This is a genomic window from Gordonia neofelifaecis NRRL B-59395 (genome assembly GCF_000192435.1).
Classification (GTDB): Bacteria; Actinomycetota; Actinomycetes; order Mycobacteriales; family Mycobacteriaceae; genus Gordonia; species Gordonia neofelifaecis.
The window spans coordinates 145224-160377 of record NZ_AEUD01000005.1; the positions used below are offsets into that span (position 1 = coordinate 145224).

Below are 15154 nucleotides of genomic sequence, written 5' to 3' on the forward strand. Positions count from 1 at the left end.
CAAGCAATCAATGTGGCGTACGTCACAGTAACGCAGAACGATCGGGACCGATGACCCGCGCGACGGTGGGCAGAATGACCTCGCAGCGGTGGTCGATCTTCAGCGTCGCGAGGTCGTCGCCGCGGGTGCCGCCGCGGTTCACGATCGCGATCGGCTTCCCGGCGGCAGCGGCTCGCCGCACGAACCTGAGACCGGACATCACGGTCAATGAGGAGCCCGCGACCAGCAGCACGTCCGCGTCGTCGACCAGTGCGAACGCGGTCTCCACGACCGACTTCTCGACTGTCTCGCCGAAGTAGACGATGTCGGGTTTGAGGGTGCCGCCGCAGACGGTGCAGTCGAGCATCACGAAGTCTCCGATGTCCTCGAGCGCCGCGTCCGCGTCCGGAGCCACTTCGATGGCCCCGCGCGAGGCGACCCTCGCCGAGTAGCCGGGGTTCGCGATCTCCAGGGCTTCAGCGAGGCGATGGCGGGACACCAGCGCGCCACAGTCCAGGCAGCGGACGCGGCCGTACGACCCGTGCAGATCGACGACCGGTGACGAGCCCGCCTTCATGTGCAGCATGTCGACGTTCTGGGTGATGACACCGGTGACGACGCCGGCGTCCTGCAGCGACCGCAGTGCGCGGTGCGCGGCATTGGGGGCGGCGGCGTCCATGTGGCGCCAGCCGAGATGGTTCCGCGCCCAGTACCGTCGTCGGCTCTCGGGTGAGGAGAGGAAGGCGTCGATCGTCATCGGCTGCCGTGTGGGGGAGTCGGGGCTGCGGTAGTCCGGAATGCCGGAGGGCGTCGACAGCCCGGCCCCCGTGAGGGCCACGACCCTCCGGCCGGCGATGAGTTCGGCGAGCCGCTCTGCGCGTTCGGCGGGATCGGCGTCGGCGACGGTCGGGGGCGCCGGGGTCCATGCCGTGGTGCGGGTGCGCATGTCGTCCACGCTACTGCGGAGCGCAAGCCGGTCGGGGGCGCCGGCGATCCACTATCATGGGGAGAATATGACCAGAATCATCGCCGGTGAATTCCGCGGCCGCCGGCTCGCGGTTCCGGCCGACACCACTCGTCCCACGTCCGACCGAGTCCGCGAGGCAGTGTTCTCCATGCTCGGCTCACGGATGGATCTCTCCGAGGCCAGGGTGCTGGACCTCTACGCAGGCACCGGTGCGCTCGGCATCGAAGCGGTCTCGCGCGGCGCGGCATCGGCCGTGCTCGTGGAGGCCGACCGTCGGGCGGCGGGGGTTCTCCGCGACAACGTCGCGGTGTGCGGCGCCGCGGCGCAGGTCCGCATCGTCAATCGCAGCGTCGAGTCCTTCCTCGCCGCGCCGACGGGCACGTTCGATCTGATCTTCCTCGATCCGCCGTACGACATCTCGACCGACGAGGTGAACCGTGCGATCGCGGGATGTGCGGCGGTGCTGGCCGAGGGCGGCTGGATCCTCGTCGAACGCGGACGTCGCAGCGACGACGTCGCCTGGCCGGAGGGGATCGACGAGGTGGCGGCCAAGAAGTACGGCGACACCGTCGTCGTCCTCGGCAGCCGCTGACCGTCGATCCGATCCCGGTCGCGTAGATTCGGCACACATGACTGCTGCTGTGTGTCCCGGCTCGTACGACCCGTTCACCCTCGGCCACCGCTACGTGGTGGAGCGGACCGCCGCGCGTTTCGATCGCGTGGTCGTGGCCGTGGTCGTGAACCCCAACAAGCAGGGGATGTTCAGCGTCGACGAGCGGATCGCGCTGATCGAAGAGGACTGCGCCGACCTCCCGAATGTCGAGGTGCGCAGCTGGACGGGTCTGGTGGTCGACCTCCTCGTGGAGGAGGGCGCCGACACCATGGTGAAGGGCCTGCGGTCGGAGACGGACTTCGCGTACGAGCTGCCGATGGCGCAGATGAACCGTGAGCTCACCGGCTGTGAGACCTTCTTCATGCTGACCGACCCGCGCTTCGCGCACGTCTCGAGCTCTCTGGTCAAGGAAGTCGCCAAGCTCGGCGGCGACGTCACTCCCTATCTGTCGGCGCATATCCATTCGGCGTTGACCGATCGGATCGCCGGGACTCGGACGGCCTGACTCACGGTTCGCCGGCATTTGTGCTGGCGACACGCCCAGACCGCCTCCTGCGGCACAGCCGCAACATTCGGCACAATGGCCTCAGTGATACCAAGAGGCCGCCGAACCGAAGGCTGTGCCGGATCGGAGTGAATCGTGTACCGCGTATTTGAAGCGCTCGACGAGCTGGTCGCGATCGTCGAAGAGGCGCGCACCGTGCCGATGACGGCAGGATGCGTCGTCCCGCGAGGCGATGTGCTGGAGCTGCTCGACGACCTCCGCGACGCGCTGCCCGGCGAACTGGACGACGCCCAGGACGTCCTCGACGAGCGAGACACGCTCGTCACCAACGCCCGCGAGCAGTCGGACCGGATGATCACCGGTGCGGAGAACGACTCCGAATCGATGCTCGCCCACGCCCGTGCGGAAGCCGACCGGATCCTGGCCGAGGCCAAGTCCCGCGCCGACCGCATGCTCGACGAGGCCAACGGCAACGCGCAGGCCATCGTCGGGGACGCGAACGACGAGGCCAAGCGGCTCGAGCACAGTGCCGCCCGCGAGTACGAGGCGGTGACCGGCCGTGCGCGCGCCGAGGCCGGGCGCGTGGTCGAGGCGGGCAACGCCAGCTACCACAAGTCGGTCGCCGACGGCATCGCCGAACAGCAGCGGCTGGTCTCGGAGTCCGAGGTGGTCGGTGCCGCCAAGCAGGAGGCCGAGCGCATCGTCGACGCCGCCCACGCGGAGTCCGATCGCCTGCGCGGAGACTGCGACATCTACGTCGACGACAAGCTCGCCGACTTCGAGGAGATCCTCACCGGAACCCTGCGCTCGGTGAACCGCGGCCGTCAGCAGCTGCGGACCGGTGCCGGGACCCACGACTACGTCGAGTACCCGCACGGCGTCGACGACGGTGGTCAGCAGTCCGGTCCGGCGCAGATGGCGGGCTGACCGCCTGGACTTCGTCCTGGTCGTAGGGACTGAGTAACATCACACGAGTGACTGATTCTGGATTCGTGATCGACGTCCGGTCGGTGCCCCGTCGTGCCGGTTCGATGATCGAGAAGGCATGGACGCTGCAGACGCCCGAACGCATCGGCGCCGAGATGATCGGCATTCCCGCCGGTGCGGACGTCGAGTTCGATCTTCGTCTGGAGTCGGTGAACGAGGGCGTGCTGGTGACCGGGACGGTCTCGGCCGTCGCGGACGGTCAGTGCAGCCGCTGCCTCGACCCGTTGTCGCAGGACGTCTCGGTGTATCTGACCGAGCTCTTCGCCTACCCCGACAGCGAGACCGATCGGACCGCGGAAGAGGACGAGGAGGTCGAGCGCATCATCGATGAGCGGATCGATCTCGAGCAGCTCGTGATCGACGCGATCGCCACCGACCTGCCGCTGTCGCCACTGTGCACGCCCGACTGCCCGGGCCTGTGCTCGGTCTGCGGCGTCAAGCTCGCCGACGAGCCCGGCCACGGACACGACATCATCGACCCGCGTTGGGCCAAGCTCGCCGACAAGCTCGACCCGGAGGCGGGAGACTCGGCGGGCGGCGACAAGTGACGAAACGTCCCGACTCCGCCCTGCTGACCGACGTCCTCGGCGTCACCATCGACGACGAATTGCTCACGCTGGCGTTGACGCACCGCTCGTACGCGTACGAGAACGGCGGACTGCCGACCAACGAACGCCTCGAGTTCCTCGGCGACGCGGTGCTCGGCGTGGTCGTGACCGAGCGCCTGTACGTCGGATTCCCCGACCGTCCCGAGGGCGAACTCGCCAAGATCCGGGCGAGCGTGGTCAACATGCACGCGCTCGCGGACGTCGCGCGAGGGCTCGGCGAGGGCGGACTCGGCGCCCACCTGCGACTCGGGCGCGGAGAAGAGCTGACCGGCGGTCGTGACAAGGCGTCGATCCTGGCGGACGGACTCGAATCGCTCTTCGGCGCGATCTTCCTCGACCACGGGATCGAGGTCGCCAAGACGGTCATCATGAATCTGTTCGAGCCGATCATCGTCCGCTCGGGACGGCTCGGTGCCGGGCTGGACTGGAAGACCTCGCTGCAGGAGCTGTCGGCCGAGCGCAGCCTCGGTCAGCCGCAGTACCAGATCAGCTCGACAGGGCCCGATCACAACAAGGAGTTCACCGCGGTCGCCGTCGTCGGTGGCGACGAGCTCGGCGCGGGTACCGGGAAGACCAAGAAGGAAGCCGAGCAGAGAGCGGCGGAGCTGGCCTGGAAGGCCCTCGAGGAACAGTCGCGTTGACGTCGAGTCTGCCGTTCGGGCTTCGCTCGCGAGGCGGTGGTCGTGCCTGAGCTTCCCGAAGTCGAGACGATTCGCCTCGGTCTGTCCGCGCATCTGAGCGGCCGGTCTGTCCGCGACGTCGAAGTGCTGCATCCGCGCGCTGCGCGCCGTCACGTCGGCGGCCCGATAGATTTGTCGAATCGACTGCGCGGCAAGCGATTCGAGGGTGCCGAGCGGCGCGGAAAGTACATGTGGCTGCTGGCGTCCGACAGTGCGGACGAGGTCGCGGTCGTGGTCCACCTCGGTATGAGCGGCCAGATGCTCATCGCCGAGCAGGGCGCCGAGGATCCCGTCCATCTGCGGATCCGGGTGCCACTCGACGACGGCCACGAACTCCGCTTCGTCGACCAGCGGACCTTCGGCGGCTGGCATCTGGACGACCTCGTCGACACCGGTCCGCGCAGGCTGCCCGAGTCGGTGGCGCACATCGCGCCCGACCCGTTCGAGGACGCCTTCGACCGCGGCGCCGTCATCGACTCGTTGCGACGCCGCGACACCGAGATCAAGCGCGCGATCCTCGACCAGACGGTGATCTCCGGGGTAGGCAACATCTACGCCGACGAGTCGCTGTGGCGCGCCGAACTGCACGGCCGGCGACGCACGCGAGGCATCCCGCGCGCCCGGCTGGGCGATCTCGTCGATCACGCCACCCAGGTGATGGGGGAGGCGATCAAGGTCGGCGGCACGTCGTTCGACGACCTGTACGTGAACGTGAACGGGCAGTCGGGATATTTCGAACGATCGTTGAACGCCTATGGGCGCGAAGGACTTCTGTGCCGCCGCTGCGAGACGCCGATGGTGCGCGAGGCGTTCATGAACCGGAGCTCGTTCTTCTGTCCGACGTGTCAGCGGGTGCCGCGGGTGAGGCGCGTGACGAACGTCTGAGGGCTTCGCCGTCTGTCGCTTCGCCAGTACTTGACAACTCTGTTGGGAGACGAATCCGGCCGCTATCTTTGACATCGATAACGAAGTCGAAGGGAGTGCAACTGTGAGCACGCGTCCGAACATCCTCTTCTTCCACGTCGACAACCTCGGGTTCGGCGAGCTCAGCTGCTACAGCGGAGGCCCGCTGCGCGGCGCCTGGACGAGGCGCATCGACGACTTCGCCGCGCGCGGATTCCGCATGACCAATTACGCGCCGGAAGCGCAGTGCACCCCCACCCGATCGGCTCTGATGACCGGCCGGTACTCCATCCGCTCCGGGACGCACAGCGTTCCGCTCGGAGCGCCCGACGGATGGGGACTGGTCGGCTGGGAGCGCACTCTCGGCGATGTGCTCTCGGAGGCCGGCTACGACTGCGCCGTGTACGGCAAGTGGCATGTCGGCGAGGGGGCGGGTCGATGGCCGACTGACAAGGGATTCCGCGAGTGGTACGGCCCCGCCCGCACCTACGACGAGGCCCTGTGGCCGGACGACCCCTGGTACGACCCGGCGCGCGATCCGGTCTCACGAATGCTGGAGAGCAGGCAGGGTGACGCCGACGTCACCGAGGGCGTGCAATTGACTCTTGACGTGCGACGAGACGTCGACAGCGACTACCTCGACCGCGCGGAGCAGTTCATGCGGGCATCAGTCGAGGACGACAGGCCGTTCTTCGTCTACTTCAACCACTCGCTCATGCACATGCCGGTGGTCGCGCGCGAGGAGTTCAAGGGCGTATCCGGCCACGGCGAATGGTCCGACGCGCTGCTCGAACTCGACGCCGACTTCGGTCGCCTCGTCGACCTCATCGCAGACCTGGGCATCACCGAGGACACGCTCATCGTCTTCGCCGGGGACAACGGTCCGGAGGAGGTGCTCACATGGAGAGGAACTCCGGGGTTCTTCGAGGGTTCCTACTTCGCCGGCGGGGAGGGGAATCTGCGCACCCCATGCATCGTGCAGTGGCCGGGACATGTCGCCGAGGGCGTCGTCAGCGACGAGATCATGCACGTCACCGACTGGTTCGCCAGCCTGATCTCCGCGGCCGGAGCGCAGCTACCGGACGACCGGGTCGTCGACGGCATCGACCAGTCGGACTGGCTCGCCGGTCGTCAGGAGGAGTCGGCCCGCGAAGGCTTCCCCTATTGGATGGGCGAGAGGCTCTACGGGGTCAAATGGAAGAACTTCAAGCTCGCCCTCGTCGCCCAGCGGTACGCGAACGATCCGCCGGCCGAGCTCAGCTCACCGCACCTGATCAACCTGATCACCGATCCGCAGGAGCGCGAGCCGATCGACGTGCAGCACCTGCACAGCTGGACGGTGTCGCACTTCAACCGCATTCTCAGTGACTTCCGGGAATCGGTGGTGCGCGAACCACTGATCCCCGCCGGTGCACCGCTCGACCACGTGCCGCATCCGACACGAGACACCTGAGGTTACTCGGCGGTCGTCGGGTCGATGGACGACGATCACGAGCTCCGCTTCGTCGATCAGCGGACGTTCGGCGGCTGGCATCTGGACGACCTCGTCGACACCGGCCCGCGTCGGCTGCCCGGGTCGGTGGCGCACATCGCGCCCGATCCGTTCGAAGTCGCCTTCTACCGCGACGCCGTCTTTTGACTCGTTGCGACGCCGCGACGCCGAGATCAAGCGCGCGATCCTCGATCAGACGCTGCCGCGGGTGAGACGTCAGCCTCGTTGATCAACCCGTCCTGCGCATCCCCGTGCGGCACTGCACTTCAGTGAAACAGGCATCGTGCCGGCGACAGATCAGCGTTCCGGTCACTCGAACGGCATGACACGCGGTCACCATAGCCTCCGACGACTTCGTACCGACTTCTCGCTACGCACAGACATCTGTCCACGACACCGCGCCACTCGACCTCGGCGGGGAGGATGATCCTCCGTCAGGACTCGACTACTCAGCGGCACCGGATCTCGGGTACGCGGGCAGCGCGGCGACGGTGGGACTCTTGGTGCTGGTCGCCGGCTTCGTATGGCTGACTGTCGGTTCTGGGGCATGGTGGGGCCGGGTCTGCTGATCACAGTCGGCGTGGGAGTGCTCATCTTCGCGGGACGGCATGCTCACCGGGCGATCGTGCAACTCCTAGACGCCAAGGAGGACCGGGCTGCGGGGCCGCGTAATTGAATCCCGCATAGGCCGGGTACTTCGTCGAGAAGGCCGAATCGGACCGAATCGGGGATTCAATTGCGAGCGAGCGGCGGCATCGGGGCGATTACTCGGCGGTCGTCGGGTCGATGACCGTGCGTACGGCGCGCACGTCATTGCACGGGAAGCCGCCGACGGTGGCGTGCTCCTTCACGGTTGCGGCATCATCCGCGATGTAGACGCAGTACAGCTTGTCATCGGTGACGTAGCTCTCCAGCCACTGCGCCCGACCGGCCATGCCGTCGAGAACTTCATTGGACTTCTGCGAGATCGCCTGCAGCTCGTCGCGGCTGAGTGCGCCCGCACCGGGCAGATCTCGTTCGATCACGAACTTGGGCATCGGTGTCTCCTATTGAACTTCGCTCCGAACAGTTCGAACGGTGCAAAGATCAGTGTCTGACCTGCGCGAGGGAGACACCATGACCGCGACACCGCGAAGGTTGACCGTGACACCGGGACCGACACCGGGATCGCGGTCGTGACTACGTCGTCGCTGCAGTCGGCGCTCGCCGGACTGCGTCTGACCGGGGCCATCTTCCTGCGGGCTGAGTACACCGAGAACTGGGCTTACGAATCGCCGCCCGCCGCGGATCTCGCGGGGCTGCTGAAGCCGGGGCGGGAGAGGCTGGTTCTGTTCCACATCGTCGCCGCAGGCCGATGCTGGGTCTCGGCGGGCGATGGCGAACGGCACTGGGCCGATTGCGGGGATGTGATCGTGCTGCCCTACGGCGATCAGCATCGCATGGGCGGGGTCGCCGACGCGGACTGCGTGCCGATCGGAACGCTTCTCGATCCGCCGCCGTGGAGCGAACTCCCTGTCATCCGGTACGGCAAAGGGGGAGCGCGGACCGACGTCGTGTGCGGCTACCTCGACACCGACGACGTGCTCTTCGAGCCGCGTCTGCGCGCGCTGCCGAACGCTTTCGTCGTCCGGCCCACCGAAGCTACGGCCGCCTGGATCGATGCGAGCATCGCGTACGCGATGGAGTCTGCGCGCACCGCGTCCGGCACGCCGATCGTCACTGACCTCACGCAACTGTTGCTGACCGAGGTGCTGCGTCTGCATCTGGACACGGCTCCCGCGGCCGGTCACGGCTGGCTGGCCGCCCTCCGCGACCCGGTTCTCGGCCCGGCACTCGAACAACTGCATACGGCGCCGGATCGGAAATGGACCGTCGCCGAACTCGCCTCAGCGGCGGCCGTCTCACGATCAGTGATCGACGAGCGATTCCGAACCGTCCTCGGGCGATCGCCCATCCGGTACCTGCACGACTGGCGCATGCACATCGCGCAGGATCTGCTCGCGTCGACGAGTCTGCCCATCGGCTCCGTGGCCAGACGGGTGGGGTACGACTCGGAGGAAGCGTTCAGTCGTGCGTTCAAACGCGCCTTCGGTGAGGCCCCGAGTCTGTGGCGATCGACCGGCTCCGCCGATGCCGGTGGACTCAGAACGGCGGCTCGCCGTCGGTGACCGTCGCGATTTCCCGCCGTCGGCGGTTGGCGGCACGCCTCTGCATGCGGTAGCGGTGCTTGGCCTGAGTGCGGGTCAGTCGCCGTTCCGGTTCATTCCCGGCGTGTCGGTTCTCCGGGCGCGTCGCGGACGAATCCGACACGCCGAACGACACGCCGTGCCGGCACTGAATGTGCCCGAGCTCGGGCAGGAGCCACAGGTTCATCGCCTGTCGGCGGACGGTCACACCCTCCGGAGTGGTGACTTCGGTCCAGATCACACCGTTCGCGTCGACGATCTGATCGTCGACCCACCCTTCGGCGTGGGTTTTGACCCCATGATGGAAACGGCACTTCGGATTCAGATTGCACACGCAAGTCGGCCCGCCGTTGCCCGGATCGCGGTGGTCGAACTCGACGACGTGATCGAGGTCGGACTTCCACGCCGGGCGGTCGCAGCCGGCGACGGTGCAGGTGCCGAACAGGGCGCGGACGGCTGTGTCGACCGCCGCGGACGGGCGGTACCGACCGGCGTGTCGCGTGCAGTCGGCGATCACCGTGTCGAGGTCCAACTCGCGAATCACCGCATCGGGACGACGCACCAACTCCCGGGCGTGGCGGGCGGAGATCGGACCGACGCCCTCCTCGTACGCCGGTAGCTGCGACACGCCGTCGAGCGTTTGCTTGCGCACCACGACGTGAATCATCACCTGGGCGCGTCGTGCGTCGATCTGCGCGGGCGCCAACTCCGAGACGCAGTCGTCCCGCTCGCACAGGCAGGTGAACTGGCTCTGCTGCAGCAGTGCGGTAGCGGCGTCGGACCGCCGGGCTTGCTTGGTTCGCGGGTCGAACGGGCACACGCCGTCGGCGAGCGCGTTGATCGCCCCGAGGGAGATCGCCGCATCCTCAGTGGAGCCGACGATCACCATCTCCGACACACCGTCCGCGACCGGTGTCACCGACACCTTCTTGCTCGACGCGACCTGCTCACGAGTCAGGGTCGCGGCGTCCGGGTCGTGCTCGGCCACGATCGCGGCGACGGTCGACTCCACCCGGTTCGCCGACAGTCCACCCATTCCGGCCAGGCGATGTGCGATCTCCGCATCGATGAAGGCGAGCAGGTCGCCGTCGTCGACCAACGCGGTCTGCTCCACGGCCCGCACGAACCAGCAGACGTTGAGGATGCCGTCGCGCATGAGCCGGCCGATCGCCGGAATCCGCTCGAAGCAGGCGATGGCCCGATCGACGAACAGCTCTCCCGCGTACTGCCGGACCCCGGCCGCTGTGGCATACGAGGCCGCCGTCTGGCACTGCGGATCAAACAACCGCGTGTACGCATCGACCGACGCGTCGGCCTCTGATTCCGCCTGCTTCGCCCGATACAGCGAGTACACCGCCTGGTAGCGGTGCCACATCACCAACCCCTGATAGCAGTCGGCCCGCGCTGCGAAGTTCAGCAACGCGGCACGATCAGCCCGCGACACCGCAGCCGCATCCGGACCGGACCCGTCGGTCGAACCTGCCGGACATCCGATCCGGATCACGATCGACCCGTCGTCGACCACTACCGACGAGCCGGAATGCTCCCTCACCTGCATGTTCACGCCTCCCCTTCGAGTGCCTCGAACTTACATTCGATGATATCGACAGGGTCTGACAAACCTCTCGAACAGAACGAGGCGGATTCAGCGCACCGTTCGCGGCGACGCGCTCTCGTCGACGTCCTCAAGCCGATCCGCAGGGCGAGCCGGCCACCCGGTAGGTTGAACAGTCTTGGAACGCCGACGGCCGGGAAGGTCTGCGAGGCCGGCGGCGTTCGACCGGGGGAGGCGTGAACACCCAGACATGAACACCCAGACATGAACACCCAGACATGAACACCTCCACGAACGGCAGATGAAAGGCACGACGACATGACTGAACTGTGGGTCCAGCGCACCGGAACCCGTCGCTACACCGGACAGAGTTCGCGCGGGGCGCAGGTACTGATCGGGTCGGAGGACGTCGAAGGCGTCTTCACCCCGGGCGAACTGCTCAAGATCGCTCTCGCCGCCTGCACGGGAATGTCGTCGGATCGTCCGCTCTCGCGCCGCCTCGGCGACGACTACGACGCGACGGTCCGGGTGTCGGGAGCCGCCGACCGAGAGAACGAGGTGTATCCGCAGCTCGACGAGGTGCTGGAAGTCGATCTGTCCGAGCTCGATCCGGAAGCGGCCGAGCGGCTGCTGGTGGTCGTCGAGCGCGCCGTCGACAAGGTCTGCACCGTCGGCCGCACGCTGAAGGCGGGCACGCAGGTGTCGCTTTCGATGGAGACCGAGTAGGTGGAGCGGCTCACCGCCTGGGTGCACGGCCGGGTGCAGGGCGTCGGGTTCCGGTGGTGGACCAGATCGCGGGCCCTGGAGCTCGGGCTCGTCGGGTACGCGTCGAATCAGCAGGACGGCCGTGTCCTGGTGGTGGCGGAGGGACCGCGGGACTCGTTGGACGCCCTCCTCGCCGCTCTCCGCTCCGGTGACACCCCTGGTCGCGTGGATCTGGTCGTCGAATCCCATGAGGCGGCGCGCGGTGGTATGACCGGCTTCGACGAGCGCTGAGCCGGTAGGCTCTCAGGTCGTGCACTTGAAGAGCCTCACCCTGAAAGGGTTCAAATCGTTCGCGTCGTCGACGACGCTGCGATTCGAGCCCGGCATCACGTGTGTGGTGGGGCCGAACGGGTCGGGCAAGTCGAACGTCGTCGACGCGCTGACCTGGGTGATGGGTGAGCAGGGCGCCAAGGCGCTGCGCGGCGGAAAGATGGCAGACGTCATCTTCGCGGGCACCTCGGGCCGCGCCCCGCTGGGCCGCGCCGAGGTGACGCTGACCATCGACAACTCCGACGGCGCGCTGCCGATCGAGTACTCCGAGGTCTCGGTGACCCGTCGAATGTTCCGCGACGGTGCGGGCGAGTACGAGATCAACGGCAACTCCTGCCGGTTGATGGACGTGCAGGAACTGCTGTCCGACTCGGGTATCGGGCGCGAGATGCACGTGATCCTCGGCCAGGGTCGCCTCGCCGCGATCCTGGAAGCCCGGCCCGAGGAGCGGCGCGCGTTCATCGAGGAGGCGGCCGGCGTTCTGAAACATCGGCGGCGCAAGGAGAAGGCGGTCCGCAAGCTCGACGCGATGGCGGCCAACCTGGACCGACTCACCGATCTGACGACCGAACTGCGGCGCCAGCTCAAGCCGCTCGGCAGGCAGGCGGAGGTGGCCCGTCGCGCGGCTACCGTGCAGGCCGACCTGCGCGACGCCCGGCTCCGTCTGGCCGCCGACGACCTCGTCACCCGGCGCGAGGAGATGGCCCAGCACAGCGCCGTCGAAGCCGATGTGCGGCGCCAGCAGGACGAGGTCGCCGCCGGACTCGACGCGGCGACCGAGGCGCTGAACGCGGCCCAGGAACATCTGGCGCAGGTGGTGCCCGCGGCGAGTGAGGCCGGTCGGGTGTTCTACCAGCTCGGGGCCCTGTCCGAGCGGGTCGGCGGCACGCTGCGACTCGCGGGGGAGCGTGCTGCGAATCTGTCGTCGCCGAGTGTCGCCTCGTCCGGTCCGGACCCCGAGGAACTCGAGCGGCAGGCGGAGAACGCCGCGATGACCGAGGCCGAGCATGCGGAGGCCGTCGAAGTCGCCGCGGAGCGACTGGAGTACGCGACCGCCGCGCTGCTGGCCGCCGAGCAGGCGGCCAACGCGGCCGAGCGCGCGCATCTGGCCGCGGTGCAGGCCGTCGCCGATCGACGTGAGGGCCTCGCGCGACTGGAAGGCGAGGCCGCGAACCTGCGGACCAAGGTGGAGTCGGTGGACGCGGAGACGTCCCGGCTGTCGGCGTCGATCGAGGCGGCGGCCGAGCGCGCCGACGTCGCGCAGGCGGCGCTCGATCAGGAGGTGGCGCAGGTTCGACTGCTGGAGGACGCCGAACGCGGCCTCGACGACCATCACGAGAAGTGCGCCGCGGCGCTGGCCAAGGCGTCCGAGATCGTCGAAAGACTGCGGCAGGGTGAGCGGGAGACCGCGCGCTCGATCGCATCGCTGACCGCGCGCATCGACGCGCTGGCCGTCGGACTCGAGCGGGGCGACGGTGGCGCCTGGCTGATCGAGCAGGGAACGCAGGGGCTGTTGTCGCCGCTGTCGGAGATGCTGACGGTGGCGCCGGGCTTCGAGGCCGCTCTGGCGGGCGCGCTGGGACCAGCCGCCGATGCGATCGCCACCGTCGACGGGCTCGCCGCAGTGCGGGCGCTCGGCGAACTCCGCAGCGGCGACGGCGGTCGTGCGGCGCTGATCGTCGGCGGTCTGCCCGACCGGCCGCGAGACGCGCGGCCCGACCTGCCCAGCGGCGTCGTCTGGGCACGCGATCAGGTCACCGCGCCGGACGAGGTGGCGGGCGCGCTCGACGTGCTTCTCGACCGGATGGTGGTGGTCGACGACGCCGAGACCGGACTCCGCGTGGCCGGCGATCTCGGCTTGATCGGCATCACCCGAGACGGCGACCGAGTCACGACCGCCAGCGTGGAGGGCGGATCGTCGCGTAGGCCGTCGACCATCGAAGTGCAGTCGGCGATCGACACCGCGACCCACGACCTCGCGGTCGCCGAGGAGACGGCGATCCGACTGGAGAAGGAACTGGCGACCGCGATCGCCGAAGAGACCCGAGCACGGGAGGCGACCGAGGGGGCACTCGCCGCGCTGAACGAGTCCGATGCGAACGTGGGCGCCGCGTACGAGACGCTGGGTCGGCTCGGGTCCGACATCCGCGCGGCGCGCGACGAGGCCGACCGGCTGATGCGGCAGCGGAACTTCGTCGAACAGGGCCGGGCGGAGAACCTCGAGAAGCTGACCGAGGTGGAGGAACGACTGTCCCGCGCCGTCGACGGTGCGGCCGAGGAGCCGACCGGCGACACCGACCGAGAGATGCGCGATGCCGCGGCCGCAGAGGTGGCCAGTGCGCGAGCGGCGGAGGTCGAGACCCGGCTGACGCTGCGCACCGCCGAGGAACGACTGGCGTCCGTCCGCGGAAAGGCCGAGAGTCTGCGGCGGGCCGCGGTGAATGAACGGGCCAACCGCGAGCGGCAGCGACGACAGGATGCGCAGCGCCGGTACGCAGCGGGCGTCGCGACCGCCGTCGCCGACGCCGGTGAGCAACTGGCCGAAGCAGTGGCCCGCGCGAGCGCCGACGCCGCCGAGGCTCGCGACGAGCTCGAAGCAGTACGGTCGCAGCGGACCGCCGAGGTGGACGCGCTCCGGGCGCAGGTGGAGCAGCTCACCGGTGTGATGAACAAACTGCGCGACGCCGTGCACCGCGACGAACTCGCGAAGGCCCAGGCGGCGCTGCGGATCGAGCAGCTCGAAGAGCAGGTGCTCGAGCAGTTCGCGATCGCTCCCGACGACCTCGTCGCCGAGTACGGGCCAGACGTGCCGATGCCGCCGTCGGACCTGGAGATGCGCGAATACGAGGACGCGAAGGAGCGGGGCGAACAGGTGGTCGCGCCCGCGCCGATGCCCTACGACCGCAGCACCCAGGAGATCCGCGCCAGGAAGGCGGAGAAGGACCTCAAGACGCTCGGACGGGTGAACCCGCTGGCCCTCGAGGAGTTCGCGGCGCTGGAGGAGCGCTACAACTTCCTCTCGGCCCAGTTGGAGGACGTCAAGGCGGCGCGCAAGGATCTGCTCGAGGTGATCGAGGACGTCGACGCGCGCATCCTGCAGGTGTTCACCGATGCGTACGCGGATGTGGAGCGCGAGTTCGTCCAGGTGTTCGCGACCCTGTTCCCGGGCGGGGAGGGCCGACTGGTCCTCACCGACCCCGACGACATGCTCGTCACCGGCGTCGACGTCGAGGCTCGCCCGCCGGGCAAGAAGGTCAAGCGGCTGTCGCTGCTGTCGGGCGGCGAGAAGTCGCTGACCGCCGTCGCCATGCTCGTCGCGATCTTCCGGGCGCGCCCGTCACCGTTCTACGTGATGGACGAGGTCGAGGCGGCGCTCGACGACGCCAACCTCCGGCGGCTCATCTCGCTCTTCGAGCAGCTGCGCGAGCGGTCCCAGCTCATCGTCATCACGCACCAGAAGCCCACCATGGAGATCGCGGACGCGCTCTACGGTGTGAGCATGCGCGGTGACGGCATCACCCAGGTCATCTCTCAGCGCTTGCGCGGGGTCGACATCGCACCGGCCGTGGGCCCGAGCGACGACGACCCGGCCCCCGCAGACCAGACTTCAACCATCGATTCCGCTCCCACGAGCTGAAGGGAAA

Annotated in this window: 15 protein-coding genes; 12 read left to right on the forward strand and 3 right to left on the reverse strand. The window is 68.3% G+C overall.

The features are described 5' to 3' along the window. Window positions 1-22: 22 nt before the first annotated feature. Entirely contained in the window at window positions 23-925 is a 903-nt protein-coding gene (locus SCNU_RS07840; protein WP_009678819.1) for a Sir2 family NAD-dependent protein deacetylase, read from the reverse strand. 67 nt (window positions 926-992) lie between these two features. Here SCNU_RS07840 and rsmD point away from each other — a divergent pair, with 67 nt between their 5' ends. The 8 genes from rsmD to SCNU_RS20410 all read left to right on the forward strand — a co-directional run bounded on the left by rsmD (window position 993) and on the right by SCNU_RS20410 (window position 6881). After that, complete coding sequence (gene rsmD, locus SCNU_RS07845; protein WP_009678820.1) at window positions 993-1538, forward strand: 16S rRNA (guanine(966)-N(2))-methyltransferase RsmD; 546 nt, start codon at window positions 993-995, stop codon at window positions 1536-1538. 37 nt (window positions 1539-1575) lie between these two features. Next, the gene (gene coaD, locus SCNU_RS07850; protein WP_040517982.1) at window positions 1576-2064 is read left to right on the forward strand and encodes a pantetheine-phosphate adenylyltransferase; all 489 of its coding nucleotides are present in this window, start codon (window positions 1576-1578) and stop codon (window positions 2062-2064) included. A 135-nt stretch (window positions 2065-2199) separates the two neighbouring features. Further along, entirely contained in the window at window positions 2200-2991 is a 792-nt protein-coding gene (locus SCNU_RS07855) for a DivIVA domain-containing protein (RefSeq protein WP_009678822.1), read from the forward strand. A gap of 65 nt (window positions 2992-3056) precedes the next feature. Beyond that, entirely contained in the window at window positions 3057-3599 is a 543-nt protein-coding gene (locus SCNU_RS07860) for a YceD family protein (protein ID WP_009678823.1), read from the forward strand. Next, complete coding sequence (rnc, locus tag SCNU_RS07865) at window positions 3596-4300, forward strand: ribonuclease III (protein WP_009678824.1); 705 nt, start codon at window positions 3596-3598, stop codon at window positions 4298-4300. Before SCNU_RS07860 ends, rnc begins: the two co-directional genes overlap by 4 nt. 42 nt (window positions 4301-4342) lie before the next feature. Further along, on the forward strand, window positions 4343-5224 hold the full coding sequence (gene mutM / locus SCNU_RS07870) for a bifunctional DNA-formamidopyrimidine glycosylase/DNA-(apurinic or apyrimidinic site) lyase (RefSeq protein WP_040518021.1): 882 nt from the start codon (window positions 4343-4345) through the stop codon (window positions 5222-5224). A gap of 103 nt (window positions 5225-5327) precedes the next feature. Then, a complete protein-coding gene (locus SCNU_RS07875; RefSeq protein ID WP_009678826.1) occupies window positions 5328-6695 on the forward strand; it encodes a sulfatase-like hydrolase/transferase in 1368 nt (455 codons plus the stop codon). A 24-nt stretch (window positions 6696-6719) separates the two neighbouring features. Next, window positions 6720-6881, forward strand: a complete 162-nt coding sequence (locus SCNU_RS20410) for a formamidopyrimidine/5-formyluracil/ 5-hydroxymethyluracil DNA glycosylase (protein WP_009678827.1) — start codon at window positions 6720-6722, stop codon at window positions 6879-6881. A 617-nt stretch (window positions 6882-7498) separates the two neighbouring features. Here SCNU_RS20410 and SCNU_RS07880 read toward each other — a convergent pair. Next, on the reverse strand, window positions 7499-7771 hold the full coding sequence (locus SCNU_RS07880) for a DUF4242 domain-containing protein (RefSeq protein ID WP_009678828.1): 273 nt from the start codon (window positions 7769-7771) through the stop codon (window positions 7499-7501). A gap of 138 nt (window positions 7772-7909) precedes the next feature. On the opposite strand from SCNU_RS07880, the gene SCNU_RS07885 reads away from it, so the two are divergent. Continuing rightward, window positions 7910-8902, forward strand: a complete 993-nt coding sequence (locus tag SCNU_RS07885) for an AraC family transcriptional regulator (RefSeq protein WP_009678829.1) — start codon at window positions 7910-7912, stop codon at window positions 8900-8902. Here SCNU_RS07885 and SCNU_RS07890 read toward each other — a convergent pair. Beyond that, on the reverse strand, window positions 8877-10484 hold the full coding sequence (locus SCNU_RS07890; protein ID WP_009678830.1) for a DUF222 domain-containing protein: 1608 nt from the start codon (window positions 10482-10484) through the stop codon (window positions 8877-8879). The two genes, SCNU_RS07885 and SCNU_RS07890, sit on opposite strands and share 26 nt — an antisense overlap. Window positions 10485-10793: 309 nt before the next feature. Here SCNU_RS07890 and SCNU_RS07895 point away from each other — a divergent pair, with 309 nt between their 5' ends. Genes SCNU_RS07895 through smc form a run of 3 tightly spaced genes read left to right on the forward strand, consistent with a single transcriptional unit; the run spans window position 10794 to window position 15147 of the window. Continuing rightward, the gene (locus SCNU_RS07895; protein ID WP_009678831.1) at window positions 10794-11201 is read left to right on the forward strand and encodes an OsmC family protein; all 408 of its coding nucleotides are present in this window, start codon (window positions 10794-10796) and stop codon (window positions 11199-11201) included. Continuing rightward, window positions 11202-11471: an acylphosphatase gene (locus SCNU_RS07900; RefSeq protein ID WP_009678832.1), complete on the forward strand. Its 270-nt coding sequence runs from the start codon at window positions 11202-11204 to the stop codon at window positions 11469-11471. It abuts the gene before it with no gap. Between the two features lie 19 nt (window positions 11472-11490). Further along, entirely contained in the window at window positions 11491-15147 is a 3657-nt protein-coding gene (gene smc / locus SCNU_RS07905) for a chromosome segregation protein SMC (RefSeq protein ID WP_009678833.1), read from the forward strand. The last annotated feature ends 7 nt before the right edge of the window (window positions 15148-15154 follow it).

Bases quoted from the DNA above. Each gene is read 5' to 3' on its own strand.
- SCNU_RS07840 (WP_009678819.1), bottom strand. From the start codon at position 925: ATGCGCACCCGCACCACGGCATGGACCCCGGCGCCCCCGACCGTCGCC.
- rsmD (WP_009678820.1), top strand. From the start codon at position 993: ATGACCAGAATCATCGCCGGTGAATTCCGCGGCCGCCGGCTCGCGGTT.
- coaD (WP_040517982.1), top strand. From the start codon at position 1,576: ATGACTGCTGCTGTGTGTCCCGGCTCGTACGACCCGTTCACCCTCGGC.
- SCNU_RS20410 (WP_009678827.1), top strand. From the start codon at position 6,720: ATGGACGACGATCACGAGCTCCGCTTCGTCGATCAGCGGACGTTCGGC.
- SCNU_RS07880 (WP_009678828.1), bottom strand. From the start codon at position 7,771: ATGCCCAAGTTCGTGATCGAACGAGATCTGCCCGGTGCGGGCGCACTC.
- SCNU_RS07895 (WP_009678831.1), top strand. From the start codon at position 10,794: ATGACTGAACTGTGGGTCCAGCGCACCGGAACCCGTCGCTACACCGGA.